12 protein-coding genes are annotated in these 14,337 nt (G+C 49.1%); 7 read left to right on the plus strand and 5 right to left on the minus strand.

Going from position 1 to position 14,337, the window contains the following annotated elements:
* The first annotated feature begins 31 nt into the window (after positions 1-31).
* From yidC to AC2215_RS04690, 5 genes are all read left to right on the plus strand, one after another.
* Entirely contained in the window at positions 32-1,186 is a 1,155-nt protein-coding gene (yidC, locus tag AC2215_RS04670; RefSeq protein WP_486808796.1) for a membrane protein insertase YidC, read from the plus strand.
* Between the two features lie 130 nt (positions 1,187-1,316).
* On the plus strand, positions 1,317-1,790 hold the full coding sequence (locus AC2215_RS04675) for a Jag family protein (RefSeq protein WP_486808797.1): 474 nt from the start codon (positions 1,317-1,319) through the stop codon (positions 1,788-1,790).
* An 89-nt stretch (positions 1,791-1,879) separates the two neighbouring features.
* Positions 1,880-2,383 (plus strand): YceD family protein, encoded by a 504-nt coding sequence (locus tag AC2215_RS04680; RefSeq protein ID WP_486808798.1) that lies wholly within the window; start codon positions 1,880-1,882, stop codon positions 2,381-2,383.
* Positions 2,384-2,544: 161 nt separating this feature from the next.
* Positions 2,545-4,053, plus strand: coding sequence for an AAA family ATPase (locus tag AC2215_RS04685; protein ID WP_486808799.1), 1,509 nt, complete (start codon positions 2,545-2,547; stop codon positions 4,051-4,053).
* Positions 4,054-4,536: 483 nt separating this feature from the next.
* Positions 4,537-5,004: an SH3 domain-containing protein gene (locus tag AC2215_RS04690; RefSeq protein WP_486808800.1), complete on the plus strand. Its 468-nt coding sequence runs from the start codon at positions 4,537-4,539 to the stop codon at positions 5,002-5,004.
* Between the two features lie 1,038 nt (positions 5,005-6,042).
* Here AC2215_RS04690 and trmB read toward each other — a convergent pair.
* On the minus strand, positions 6,043-6,675 hold the full coding sequence (trmB, locus tag AC2215_RS04695; protein ID WP_486808801.1) for a tRNA (guanosine(46)-N7)-methyltransferase TrmB: 633 nt from the start codon (positions 6,673-6,675) through the stop codon (positions 6,043-6,045).
* 219 nt (positions 6,676-6,894) lie between these two features.
* Here trmB and AC2215_RS04700 point away from each other — a divergent pair, with 219 nt between their 5' ends.
* On the plus strand, positions 6,895-8,496 hold the full coding sequence (locus AC2215_RS04700) for a PI-PLC domain-containing protein (protein ID WP_486808802.1): 1,602 nt from the start codon (positions 6,895-6,897) through the stop codon (positions 8,494-8,496).
* 58 nt (positions 8,497-8,554) lie between these two features.
* On the opposite strand, the gene AC2215_RS04705 is transcribed toward AC2215_RS04700, so the two are convergent.
* Both AC2215_RS04705 and AC2215_RS04710 read right to left on the minus strand, forming a co-directional pair.
* The gene (locus tag AC2215_RS04705) at positions 8,555-9,781 is read right to left on the minus strand and encodes a mandelate racemase/muconate lactonizing enzyme family protein (RefSeq protein ID WP_486808803.1); all 1,227 of its coding nucleotides are present in this window, start codon (positions 9,779-9,781) and stop codon (positions 8,555-8,557) included.
* Between the two features lie 44 nt (positions 9,782-9,825).
* Positions 9,826-10,980 (minus strand): hypothetical protein, encoded by a 1,155-nt coding sequence (locus AC2215_RS04710; RefSeq protein WP_486808804.1) that lies wholly within the window; start codon positions 10,978-10,980, stop codon positions 9,826-9,828.
* Positions 10,981-11,347: 367 nt separating this feature from the next.
* On the opposite strand from AC2215_RS04710, the gene AC2215_RS04715 reads away from it, so the two are divergent.
* Positions 11,348-12,583 carry an RNA-guided endonuclease InsQ/TnpB family protein gene (locus AC2215_RS04715; RefSeq protein WP_486808805.1) on the plus strand — a complete coding sequence of 412 codons (1,236 nt, stop codon included), beginning with the start codon at positions 11,348-11,350 and terminating at the stop codon, positions 12,581-12,583.
* 61 nt (positions 12,584-12,644) lie between these two features.
* Here AC2215_RS04715 and AC2215_RS04720 read toward each other — a convergent pair whose 3' ends face one another.
* Together AC2215_RS04720 and AC2215_RS04725 are read right to left on the minus strand one after the other, a co-directional pair.
* Positions 12,645-13,820, minus strand: coding sequence for an LptF/LptG family permease (locus tag AC2215_RS04720; protein ID WP_486808806.1), 1,176 nt, complete (start codon positions 13,818-13,820; stop codon positions 12,645-12,647).
* 42 nt (positions 13,821-13,862) lie between these two features.
* Positions 13,863-14,337: hypothetical protein (locus AC2215_RS04725; protein WP_486808807.1), on the minus strand; the 475-nt coding region annotated here is incomplete at its 5' end.

Here is a 14,337-nt window from a genome sequence, read left to right on the forward strand (position 1 = left end):
TTAGTAGAGTGCAGAGGTTGATGTAAAACGAATGGATTTTGGTGTCGGTTTTCTCTCGAATAATGTCATGCTGCCGATCCTGGATTTTTTCTACGGGATCGTGCCGAGCTATGGTTTAGCGATTGTTGCCCTAACGTTGGTGATTCGTTTTGCGCTGTATCCGCTCAGTGCGGGTTCGATTCGCAATATGCGACGGATGCGAGTGGCGAATCCGGAAATGCAAAAGCGAGTCAAAGAAGTGCAAACTCGCTACAAAGATAATCCTGCCAAGCAGCAGGAAGAAATGAGCAAGGTTTACAAGGAGTTCGGCAACCCGTTAGCCGGATGTTTGCCGGTGTTGGTTCAGATGCCGGTGCTGTTTGCCTTGTTTGCCACCTTGAGGGGATCGCCCTTTACGGATATTAATTACACCGTCGATGTGGAAATCTTTCCCAAGGAACAGATCGAACGCATCCAGCCTCAAGTGTTTGCCACCAAGCCCCAAAACATCTACGTGGCTGATGGCGATCGCTCTCAGTTGACAGCGATTTTGCCTGCGGGAAATCGGTTGGTGGTGGGCGAACAGACCAAAGTCGAGTTTCAAACCTTAGAGGGTCAAACCCTCTCAGACTTGACGAGCGATTTCTCCGATACTCCACTGGTTCCGAAATGGACGGTGACGAAAGGGGAAGGACGGTTGCAGGTGAATTCAGATGGAACCCTGGAAGCTTTGCAACCCGGTCAAGCCACCCTTCAAGGAACCATTCCCGGACTCGCCGCCAATAAAGGTTTCTTATTCATTCAAGCCCTCGGGCGAGTTGGGGCAACCGATGACAATGGAAACATCCATTGGGATATCGTCGGTATGGTTCTGTTCTTCGGGCTGAGCCTCTACGTCAACCAGCTTTTGACCGGTTCTCAAGGTACCAGTCAAAATCCTCAGCAGGAGACGATTACAAAAATCACCCCAGTGCTATTTTCGGGAATGTTTTTGTTCTTCCCTCTCCCAGCGGGTGTGTTGATGTACATGGTGATTGCCAACATTTTCCAGACCGTGCAGACGTTTATCTTGTCGAAAGAACCCCTGCCGGAAAATCTACAGAAAATCGCCGACGCTCAGGCACGAGAAGCCAAATTGGCTGATGGAGATGGGCGCAATACCCTACCCTTCGAGCCGGGTAGCCGATCGAAGAAGAAAGCAGGGTAGGCGGCGCGATCGCTCTCGTGAGGATCTTGTAGAGCGATCGTCGTTGTTGCAGACGCAGGAAAAGCGCTCTGGCTTTTCCTGCGAGGATTCCAACCGATGAGTGACGTGCCAACAGGGTAGTAGCAAAAAGATGAGCGATACAAAATTGCAACGGGGTCAACAGTGGTTGGAAGACTTGATGAAACTCGGTGGTCTTCCCTCTAAGGTAGAAGTGAAGGAGAATGGCGAAGGTTACTGGTTAACGGTAGATGCGACCCATCTAACCTCCGAGCAAATTTCGATCCTCATCGGGTCGAACGGTCGGGTTCTCGATTCGATTCAGTATCTGGCCAATTCAATTCTCAATATCAGTAAATCTGAAGAAGAACAAGCCGCTTATACCGTTGAGTTGAATGGCTATCGCCTCCAGCGGCAAGAGGAACTGCACCAACGAGCCGCAGAAGTCGCCCAGCGGGTTCGCGAGTCCGGGGAAGAATGTGAAATCGCATCCCTCTCATCGGCAGAGCGCCGTCAGATGCATACCTTCTTCAAGGAAGCAGAAGATCTCGAAACCTTTAGCCGAGGGCAAGAACCCGATCGCCGTTTGGTCGTCCGCTTGCGCTGAACCCGAACCGTATTGAGCAGGGGGCGAGATGCGGATTTCTCGATACCTTGCATTCCTCGAAATTCAAGTGGGAGTGTATAAAATCTAGGATGGACCCCATTTACATTCCAAGTCTAGCCAAAGCCCCCGATCGCACCGAGACGATCGAGTTTAAAGCGTTTTTACCCGATTTACCAACCTTGATGCCCGTTCGGGGGCAATTGCAGGTTTCCCATCGCGGCAATTACCTCGAAGTCAAGGCACAAGCTGAAGCGATTATCACCTTTACCTGTCATCGCTGCTTGCAACAATATAACGATCGCCTGAAAATTCAGCCCTCGGAACTGATTTGGCTCGAGGAAAAACCGGCCGACGAACTCGAACCTCTAGAGCAAGAAATCTCCTTCGAGGATTTGGTGGAAACTCTATCCCCCCAAGGTCACTTCGAGCCGGCGACTTGGCTTTACGAACAGTTTTGTCTGGCATTTCCTTCCAAGCAACTGTGCGATGCCAACTGTACGGTGGAGAATATCGCTTCGGAAACGCGATCGGATACCGTTGTCGATAGTCGCTGGTCGGCTCTAGATGCGCTCAAAGGTCAACTGCCCAATTAAGCAGCAACAGTTCGTTCCTGGGGTGACCGAGTGCGGCAAATCATCCTCAGATCGAACCATCGCAGTGGTTCTAGTGCGCTTGGGCGAGCGTTACCTGCGAAAATTGAGAAAGATTCACAGTTTCACCCTTCACGTAAGGCTAACCGCTCAGTGCGATCGCTATGTTTAAAGATGAGTTCGAACTGCTCCTACGAGCGCGCTACCCGTTAATCTACATCCCCACTTTAGAAGAAGAACGCCTCGAAGAAACCATCGCCCTTTCTGCTAAAAATTGTGGCAATCGAGCTGTCTACGTGTGGGATTTTGTGGATGGGTATCGGGGCAACCCCAACGACAGCGGAGCGGCTCGTCGCAATCCCCTCCAAGCTCTAGAATGGCTGGAACAGCTGAGTCCATCGGCACCGGCGATCGTTATTCTGCGAGACTTTTACCGATTTTTAGAAGATATTTCCGTTTCCCGCAAGCTGCGCAATCTGGCGCGGGTTCTGAAATCGCAGCCGAAAAATATCGTCGTTGTTTCTCCTCAGATTCAGATTCCCGAAGACTTGCGAGAAGTTTTTACGGTATTGGAGTTTCCTCTACCCGATCGCACTGAAATTCAAGGGGAGCTCGAGCGGCTGCTGGGGGCAACGGGACGCACCCTAGAGAAGCGAGTCTTGGATGAAATGGTGCGATCGGCTCAGGGACTCTCCCTAGAGCGCATTCGCCGGGTGCTCGCACGGGCGATCGCTACCCACGGCGAACTGCAAGCCGATGATGTAGAGCTGATTTTAGAAGAAAAACGCGCCAACATTCGCCAAACCCAAATTTTAGAGTTCTACCCCACCACGGAAAAGATTTCCGATATTGGCGGGTTGGATAATCTTAAAGAATGGCTGCTGCGACGGGGGGGAGCATTTTCCGATCGAGCGCGGGAATACGGGATTCCCCATCCTCGGGGGTTACTGCTGGCAGGGATTCAAGGCACGGGCAAATCCCTCACGGCTAAGGCGATCGCCCATCACTGGCATTTACCTCTCTTGCGACTGGATGTGGGGCGCTTGTTCGGTGGCTTGGTGGGAGAATCGGAATCTCGTACTCGGCAGACGATTCAGCTGGCAGAGGCCCTCGCTCCCTGTATTTTGTGGATCGATGAAATTGATAAAGCCTTTGCGGGGATTAGCGGTAAAGGAGACTCGGGAACGAGCAGCCGCGTGTTCGGCACGTTTATTACTTGGCTTGCGGAAAAGGATTCTCCAGTGTTTGTGGTGGCGACGGCGAATAACGTCCAAACTCTACCCCCGGAGATGCTGCGCAAAGGTCGATTCGATGAAATCTTTTTTGTGGGTTTGCCCAATACGGAGGAGCGACAGGCTATTTTTGAGGTTCACCTGTCTCGACTGCGATCGCACAATCTGAAAAGTTACGATCTCGATCGACTCGCGTACGAAACACCGGATTTTTCCGGGGCAGAAATCGAGCAGGCGTTGATTGAGGCAATGCACATTGGCTTCAGTCAAAATCGAGATTTTACCACCGATGATATTTTAGAAGCCGCCAGTCAAATTGTCCCTCTAGCACGCACGGCGAAAGAGCAAATTCAATTTTTACAAGATTGGGCGGCTGCGGGGAAAGCGCGTCTTGCATCGCGGGGGAATAGTTTAACCCGTCGGATTCAGGGACAACTGTAGATTAAGTAATAAGTAATAATGCCATGTGCAACTTGTTTATCCAAAACCTGACCCCACGGGGGAATGGGGAATGGGGAATGGGGAATGGGGAATGGGGGATTTTTCGACTCGCTCACCATATGGCTTGGCTTAAAGTTGCACACCACGTTAATAAGTAATAAGTAATAGGTAATAAGTAATACAAGGAAAAGATACAATTTTACTTAACCTCATCAACAAATATTTTTATTTGACATGTTTAAGAATATTTTAATTTTCTTAATGAATATATATCAGGTTAAAATAAATTTTTAAATTGATATATATGCCGAATCTATCTAATTTTTATCCCTTTCCTACTTAAAGGATTTTCGCGTCTAAATCTAATGACTACAGACGAGCTGACGGTTTTTTGTCTCGTCTTTTACTTTTCATGTAAAAATAATCAATGATTCACCGTTCTATTCCCTGTCTTATTCAGGGGTCTACTTGCCATTCACGATTATGAGTTTTTCCGGTCTGACGAAAGTTGTCCTCGGTTTTACCATTGCCATTGCGCTTTTGGTTGGTGGTAGCGTTGCGGCAATCCTATCTATTGTCGCGAAACTGACTACACTACCGCCAAAGCCCGTTTTTGATAATACGCCCCCAGTCACGGCACAAGCGACGCCCACACCAACACCGACACCGACGCCGACATCGACGCCAACACCCACCCCCACCCCGACTCCAGAGGCGGAAGCACTCCCTCCAGGAGCGTATCGGGTTCGCATTACCTGGCCGCAGGGGTTACTTATTCGAACTGCCCCCGACTTCGGCTCGGCGAATATCGGCGGTATTGCGGCGAATCAGCAGGCAATTGCCCTCGAAGCATCAGAGGATGGTAAATGGCTGCGAATTCGCATTGAAAATACTTCTCAGGAAGGATGGGTTGTAGGACAGGGAACGTTGGAACGTTTGGATGGTCAGTAGTAAAGGACTAGCATTGAAATGGTAGATGGGAGAGAGACACAGGGGGAGATGGGGAGACGCGGTGAGGGAAGACAAGAGAGATGAATTTTGCCCACACCCGACACCCAACACCCCTCCCAAAGTGGAAACTGTCCGATCCCGAACTAAGCTGGCTGACGAAAATATTAACCACGGGCTTTATCAATTTTTTATATTAGCTCCATGATATATGTTGTGTTATTAAAGATCCCGAACAAAGACTAGCGCCTTTGAGGAAGGATATGTCATTCTAAAAACAACGATGTGAAAGCGCAATTCATTGCACTCGCATCAATGCCAGATAACCAGCAAACACTCTAGAAACATCTGCTCATCCCCAAGTCAAAATAGGTCTTGTTAAATGTAACAAGCCTATTTTTTTTTGTCATAAATTTGGAGATTCCCGATCGAAATTGGGCAAGGTTAGCTTGACTCCAAACTAATACGAATATCGGTGAAGAATATTTGGAAACCAGTAGCTGAGGGATGCTCGTTCGATTTTCACATCACCTGACCTGACGACATCCAGTAAGTAGAATTACTGTCGTCTCAAAAGTTTCGATCTCGAATTTGCGATCGCACTTCATTTGAGTATTTTGACTTGGATATAAATTCTGGTTAGCGTGACTCCTGAGTCTCGTAATGTGACGATCGAAGCTCTGAGCGAGAAGACAATCGATATGGTTTTGATGTTGTCACTTTTTCCAGAGATATCCCTCTTCTATTACTCTCCGAAAAGCCTTATATTTTCGGGTGTGCTAGAGCGTAGATCTGGTAGAAAATCGCCGGCTTTTTCGATCGTCGTAATTGTGCGAGAGTGTTTTTTGGGTCAAAATACAATCGTCAGACGCTACATTGCCCAATATACATAGTCCGGAAAAATTACGAATCATACGAAAAACCGGAGAGTGACAGAAGAGGGATATTTTCCGATGCAGCTCATGAATAATGCAGGTTCAGTATGTACGAAAGCGCGATGCACAAGGAATAAAAGTCGGAGCGCAAATCGAACCAACATCCTCAAGTGCGCAGGAACATCACTCGATACACCGGTTCTCCATTACTCAGCGTCACCATTTCCCGTTCTGTGGGAGCCTCAAGGGGGTTGTGCGCTAGCCACTCCGTCGAGGTGCATTCAAAGACGGGGTGTGCCGAAAAGCGATCGCGCATTTCTTCAGCCACAGATTCCACATCCGACTGCAACACCACCTCCCCACCGGGAACGAGATAGGTGGCCAGAATTTCCACCAAACTCGATTGAACCACTCGCCGCTTTTGATGGCGCTTCTTAAACCAGGGGTCGGGAAATTGAATCGTCACCCGTTTTAAAATGCGATCGGGTAAGGTGGCTAAAATCGGTTGCAGTGCGTGGCTGACATTGCAAAATAAGAAGTAAAGATTAGGAACTCCCGCTTCCTCTCGCCGTATATTGGCATCTTTAACGAGGGTTTCTCGAATTTCCAATCCCAAAAAGTTCCAATCCGCTTGTAAGGGGGCCAGTGCAGACAAAAAGCGACCCCGTCCGCAACCAATATCGATGTGGAGGGGTTGATTGGGATTGGGGTAAATTTTCTCCCAGCAGGGAGGTTCGATGGGTTGCTGGTATTTTTGGCTGAGGGGGTTAACGTGCTGGCGAACTCGTGGTAGTGACAATCGCAATATTCCTCGATCGGGAGAGCTATCGATCGTTATACCATCAATTTTTACGGTTGTCCCGATCGATTTCTCGATTTATCCTAGATTCGAGCGCCTCCCAACATCGATAATAGAGGCAGAGATTTGTATACTCAAACCGAAAAATAGAGCGAAACAATATGTGTCTGGTTCGATCGATTCGATTCAAATAAACTCAAAATATTTAAAACTTTAAGGATGTCAAATTCTAATTTAATTCCTATCCACCAATATCATACCGTTCATCAAGATGGCTGGCGATTCTTCTTTTCCACCAATCCCAGTGTCGGTTTGGGATGGATTTACGACCAAATTGCATTTTTTGCTTCTGAAACCCCACAACCGGGAACAATTCCCGTTCATCAGTATCATACCGCCCACAGTTATGGCTGGCGCTTCTTCTTTTCTACCAATCCTAATGTGGGTGCGGGTTGGATTCACGAAAAAGTTGTATTTTTTGCCTGGGAAACTCAGCAGCCGGGTACGATTCCGGTCTATCAATATCATACCGTCGGTCCCTATGGATGGCGCTTTTTTCTGACAACGAGTTCTGATTTTGGTGCGGGGTGGGTTTACGATAAAGTGGCTTTTTACACTTACCAATACGATTTAAAAAATTGGATGGCATTGAGTCCGAACATTCATGGCAAACCGCTGAAACAGATTTGTTTGCCGACCTCCCACGATACCGCCACCTACGAACTGACCGATCGCCTCACCATACCCCCCACCCCAGAGACCAAAGCGATTTTAGAACTGCTCGATCGCATTGAAGCGGAACTCTCCCGTATCCCGGCGATTCAAAGCGTGATGAATCCAGCAACCTGGCTTAAAAACGAGGTATTACCGACGATTAAAGACCTTTCCATGACAACCCATAAAAGTATTTTAGAGCAGTTAGAGGAAGGCATTCGCGGGTTCGATCTGCGAATTTACTACAATCGCGATGAGGATGAATATTACTCCTATCACGGTTTAGTTGGCATTAAAATGACCGAAGTTTTAGGAGAGATTCGCCAGTTTTTGAACTCGACTCAAGGGGAAATAGTTTATATCACTATGGGTCACTATCAAGGGTTCGATCGCTCTCGATATCCCGAATTTGCAAATCTCGTCAAAACTGCATTGCAAGACTACGCTTACTGGCGAGAAACCGATGCCAACGGTCAGATTCAAAATCATCTTTTCGATCGCACTTACCGGCAAATTATTGCTCAAGATGGCGAAGCGAAATCTCGGGTGATTCTGGTGAATGCCCAATCGGACGATCGGGTGTTTTGGCCCGGTGAATACAGTCCCCCCGACAGCGGTCCCGACAATGAGGTGCTGTACGGCTACTACACCCATACGACCGATAAAGATGAAATGTTGAAAACCCAGCGCGAGCAGCTCGATATCGCGCGGGAAAAAGGGCTTCCTTTTGCCCTATACATGACCCTCACGCCGAGTGTTTCTGACGTACTCAAACGCATTGTTTTGACGTTAACCTCAGCCCTCGATCGCTATGCCGATTCGTTGATGTCTAACCCGTCGAAAATCCCGATCGCCATTGCCCTGAAAGCCGTTGCTGCCGGATTAAACAATGCAGGGAACAAGTTTCCCTGGTTTTCACTGAAGGATTTAAGTGAGATTGCCAATGAAGATTTGATTTCGATTATTCTCGATCGATTTGTAGATTCGACGGCGGATGAAAATGAAATTTCACTGCTATATCTCGATTTCTACGAAACCACGGAAGCGATATCGTTGGCGATCGCATTGAGTAATGGAGAACCCTACAAAGAGAGCGGCGATCGTTAACGACTTGTCCATATTTGCAACATCTCGCCTAAATCAATAATGATTGCATACAAACCTGTTATTCATACACTGCGATCTCCTCACCCAAAACATCCATTTTCGGCTCTACACCCAATCCCGGAACTTCTGGAGCAAAAGTTTTACCCCCTAGATTACGAGCGCCACCTGTCGCTGTATCAACAGTCGATAGATCGTGGCATAACAAAGTTCCTCGCAAAAATATTCGCGGAGTTGCCTGAGCCAGATGCACCGCTCCCGTATCTGCAATGATACTCCCTCCAGTCTCTTCAATATTCATCCGAATCCCTCTTTCCATACAGAAATCTCGGATGCGTTTGGCCTTAGTTAACCCCCCCACGCGACAAACTTTTAGACCGATCGCCTCACAAGCACAATCGGCGTTAGCGCGAACAATATCCCCATAGCGCTGAATACATTCATCCAAAATAATCGGATGAGAAGTCACTCGACGCACTTGAAGAGACTCCTCATAAGTTTCGCAAGGCTCTTCAAAATAACAAATATCGTCTTTAACTGCATTCATCACTCGTATCGCTTCATCCATCAGCCAAGCTCGATTCACATCGAAAGTAGCACTTTCATTGCCGGGTAAATAAGAACTAACTGTCTTGATTCGTTCAATGTCGAGAGCCACATCTGCCCCAATCTTACAAGTATGGAGAGTGTAGCCTCTTTCTTGCCCCGATTGAATCGATTTAATCATTTCCTCTGGCGTACCTGTCGAGACAAAATTTTGGATGGTCACGGGTTCATTTATACGACCACCAAAAAGCTCGCAAAGGGGCAGCTCCGTTGCTTTACCCAGAATATCCCAACAAGCCATATCCAGTGCTGATTTGATATAGGGATGACCCGGTAGAGCAATGTCCATCGTTCGGTAGATCGAGTCGGTGCGTCTGGGATCGAGTCCGAGCAATTGGGGGGCGAGTTCTTCAATACCGGCCCGAATACCCCGTCCAAAAGCAGGTAAATAAGTCGAACCCCACGGGCATCCTTCTCCCCAGCCTCGGATGCCTTCATCGGTATCGATGGCAACGATGGTGGAATCGAGTTGGTCACAATATAATCGACCCCCTGATAGTCGGTAAGGATGCTCTAGGGGTAAAGTGACTTGGTAGACAGAAATCTTAGATATTTTCATATTTTTCTTAAACGCACAAAAAAGCAGCACAATACTGGGCTGCCTGGGTTCGATACATGAGGTTTTTTTAGAATAGAGGGAATCGACGATAGACCGGATTCGGGTTACCAAAACTGTAACCATCCCAATTTCTGGGTCAATCTGCGATCGCGCCGATTCACTCCCCTCTACGGATTCGCAAATGTATTAATTTCTCCGCCGCCAATATAACGACCGGGAATCGGCGTGTCTAAGGCAAAAGACGGTAGGGGTTCGGGTTGCTGTTGCTCGAATCCTTGCAAGTTGTTGGCAGACGAAGCATAGGGATCGGCGTAGGGGACTGTGGGTTGAGCCGTTGTGGTGGGGAAGTTATTGAAAGATGGCGTATCGTTGTTGTAGCTTCCTGGGGTAACGGGAGTGGCTGTGGAAAGATTGCCAGTGCCTCCCAAACCCGGAGTTGCATACCCATTGGTTTGAGTGGGGGCGGGTACGACAGAGGAAGACCGCTTCAAATCGATTAAACTCGAACCACTTCGGCTCGAATACGGAGATTGGGGTGCACTCGCCCCTTGGGAAAATGCCGAGTTGGCGCCCGTGGGAAGCGTGGGTTGAGGCTGTCCGGAATTAATAAATTGTTGGTCCCATCGTTGCGCGACAGTGGGAGCGATACTGGAGGTCTCTGGAGGCGTCGGTGCGGGAGAAATTAACCCACTCGGGGATGGCGTCGCCTCCACAGATGCAGTCGAACCCGATGCTGCGGGATTGGCGTTTGCCCGATCGATCGCAGCTTGGAGGACGTTAGGCAGCACCGGACTAGTATAAGCATTGCTACTTTCAGCGTCGCTCTCGTCGGTTTCGAGGGTCGAGGTATTCGCACCCCAATTTCCAGGGGGAGTTCCTCCACTCGAATTTTGGGGAGCTATTCTCCTAGAGGGTGCCCCGACGGAAAAGCGATCGAGAACATCAGCGGTATCGATGCCTTCTGCGGCAACACGATCGAATAAACCTCGGGGTTCGTCTCGATCGGATCGAGTATTGGCGATGGGGGTAGGAATCGCCTCTGGCTCTTGCTCGAAGAGTTCTTGCAATAGGTCGGAACTCTCGATATCGGCGGCGATTTGACTCTCTTCAGAGGATAAAGTGTCGGCCAGTTCGGGGGTTTCGGTTACCGATTCCTCTTCCGTGGCTGCATTTTCTTGATTTTTCAGATAGTTAACGGACTGCCACCCTAAGACCAACATCAGCGATACGCCAACTGCGGAGGTCCAAATACTCGGTTTGAGTAGCGTGCGGAATTTTGCTTTGAGAGAACGAACTGATGCCGGTGAATATCGCGCAGACATGAGCTTAACTGGGGGCTAGTGATAATCGCAACGTTTGAGGGCAAAACGTTTGAGGAGGCAACGTTTGGAGTTTCGATGTCGATCGAGCCCAGTGTTAAGAGAAGACTAACGAGTAAGTTAGAGGGCGATCGAAATGTTAGTGGAGATGGGAGTGAGAATGCCAGATGAGAAATAAATTGAAACGTTGACTCTCTCTTAATTTTATCTAAAAAGAGAGCAAGCCAAAACCCCCGCGTTTCAACTGAGGGATGTAGGCGAGTGGTAAAGGGGTTTTAACCGCAGTCAATCGAAGAACTGTCACCAGCTCTAGTCTTATGCTGGATAGACCAGCACAAACTAAGGGAGATTGGAGCTCAGATCGCGCACCATGCTGATTTACGAAATGAAACTAAAAGGCAAGCCCGAGCAATACGATGCACTCGATGGAGCCATTCGCACGGGTCTATTCATTCGTAATTCGTGCCTCCGCTACTGGATGGACAACAAAGGCATTGGCAAATACGACCTAAACACCTATTGCAAAGTCTTAGCTGACAACCCCGAATTTCCTTGGGCGAAACAGCTAAACTCAATGGCGAGGCAGGCTCATGCCGAACGTGCTTGGGGTTCAATCTCTCGGTTCTTCGATCGCTGCAAAAAGCGCACCGCCGCCTCCGAGGTTCCCTCGGATTGGCGACGGAGCCAGAAGAAAAAGCCAGGGAACAAAGGGTTTCCCCGGTTCAAGAAAAATCAGCGACGGGCTTCGGTTGAGTACAAAACGTCAGGGTGGAAACTCAGCGACGATCGCAAGTACATCACGTTTACCGATGGCTTCAAGGCGGGAAAATTCAAGCTTCTCGGCTCCCGAGACTTGGGTTACTACAATCCCAAGAAAGATATCAAGCGGGTACGGGTGGTGCGTCGAGCCGATGGTTACTACGTTCAGTTCGGGATTAAGTGCGACCGCAAACAGGACGTAGAACCCACCGGACGAGCTATCGGATTAGATGTCGGACTCAAAGAGTTCTACACCGATTCCAATGGTGATGTTGCAACCAACCCACGCAACTACCGGAAGTCTGAAAAACGGTTAAAGCTGTTGCAGCGTCAGGCATCCCGAAAGCACAAGGGAAGCAGCAACAGACGCAAGGCTTGCATGAAAGTCGGACGCCTTCATCTCAAAATTCAAAGGCAACGTAAAGACCATGCGGTAAAGCTCGCACGGTGCGTCGTCCTATCTAACGATTTGGTCGCTTTTGAAGATTTAGCCATCCGCAATTTAGTCAAGAACCGCACACTAGCCAAATCCATTAGTGACGCTGGCTGGTATCAGTTCCGGGTGTGGCTCGAATACTTCGCGAGAGTGTTCGGAAAAGTCACCGTAGCAGTCCCACCCGCTTACACCAGCCAGGACTGTTCGGAATGCGGCAAGAGGGTCAAGAAGTCACTTTCAACCCGTACTCATCTTTGTGAGTGTGGCTGTGTTTTGGATCGAGATGAAAATGCAGCCCGAAACATCCTCATAAAAGGGCTACGTACCGTAGGGCATACGGGAACTAACGCTTGGGGAGACTTAGACCTCTGTTCGGTCTCAGAAATGGTACTGAGTAAGTCCGGGTCATAGAACCAAGAATTCCCCACCTTTTAAGTGGGGGAGTGTCAACCTACGAGCATCCATCTCGCGTCTACTGACGCGCGGCGCGAACCAATAGAAACGATCCGGCCGCCAACCCCGACATCGTCGGCAACCACGCAGCCATCCACGGGGGTAGAACTCCGCTCAAGCCCAGGGCATCACCGATGGACATCAGTAAATAGTACGTAAAAATCATCACCACGCAGATGCCGAAACCTGTAGCTTTGCTCGTACGTTGGGGTTTGATTCCCAAAGCTGCCCCCATGATGGCAAATGCCAGACAGGCAAAAGGCAATGCTAGCTTTTGTTGGATGCGGATTTCCAGCTTGCGAATTTTCTTCTCCCGACCGCTGAGTTTGAGTACTTCGAGCCGTTGTAGGGCTTGGACGAGATTCATTTCGATGTAGTCGCGATCGCTGGTGACAAAATCTAGGGGGTCGCGAGGAAGAGGCAATCGATGGCGATCGAACTGGATGATATTACGATAGGAACCGTCGGGGGCAATGAGATAGATGACCCCGTCGGCGAAATCCCAAATATTATCGGTGGTATTCCAAGTCGCCGATTCCGCCAGTACCAGTTGGTTGAATTCGGGATTCGATCGATCCAAAATCGTCAACCCCCGCATGGTTTCCCCATCGAATTCTTCTGCGTAGAACAGACGCACCAGAGTATTGACGCGATCGCCATCCCGTTCGATTTTCTGAAACTGGGGGAAGACGATGTTCCGCTCGCTAAAGATCGTTTCTTTTCCTTTGAGAGCGCGATCGAGAAGAATAGTGGCTTGGTAATGAGCCGTGGGAACCACCACCTGATCGAGGGTAAAGGTAATCCCAGTGACGATCGCTCCAGCGATAATGGCTGGCATCACCAGCCGGTAGAGACTCACCCCACAACTGCGCAGGGCCGTGATTTCGTTATCGCTCGAAAGTCGGCTGTAGCCCAGAAGAGCCGCCAGCAGCATCGACATCGGCAGAGATAGGGAAAGGTAGTAGGGGAGTTGGAGGAAAAAAACTTGCAGTGCGATGGCGAGGGAAATATCCGCATCCGTCAGCTCTCGAACCAACTCGAATAGAATTCCGATGGCAACGCCAAGGGAAGAAAACGCTCCCACACCGAAGAAAAATGGCCCGATCAGCTCGCTGATGATGTAACGATCCATGACGGAAAGTTTGGGGATTAAGGAAGCGATCGGATTGGGGATGGAGGACGCGCCGATTTTCATCTTTGGGTTTTGCTGCGGGATATCTAGCGGATTCCCATTATTTTAGAGGAGTTCGATTTCCTCCATGGGAGTCTCGAGGGGTTCGGGATTTCCTTCCTCGGCGGGTATCTCTTCGAGAATATCTCGATCGAGTTGAGCTGGACTCGTTTCTAAACCTGTTTCTATGGCATCGATTTCCCCTTCGAGTTCGGAGAATTCCGGCATATCCAATCCTCGGGGAACAGTCGGATACAAACCCAAATCGGGAAGTTGGATCTCGATGGTTTCGATATTATCCATTTGTTCTTCCCCGATGGGTTCGGGTTCTTCGAGAACGACTGGTTGCTCTTCTACGAGTTCCTCATCGAGGACTACCGGTAGAGTTTCAACTTCCACCGTTTTCTCATCTAAGACTTCAGCTTCGGATTCTTCGAGAACTTCGATCGAGGTTTCGCCTTCGAGAGCGTCTTCATCAAAGATGTCGGGTTCTTCGAGAACGACCGGTTGCTCTTCTACGAGTTCCTCATCGAGGACTACC

This window comes from Zarconia sp., assembly GCF_057467645.1.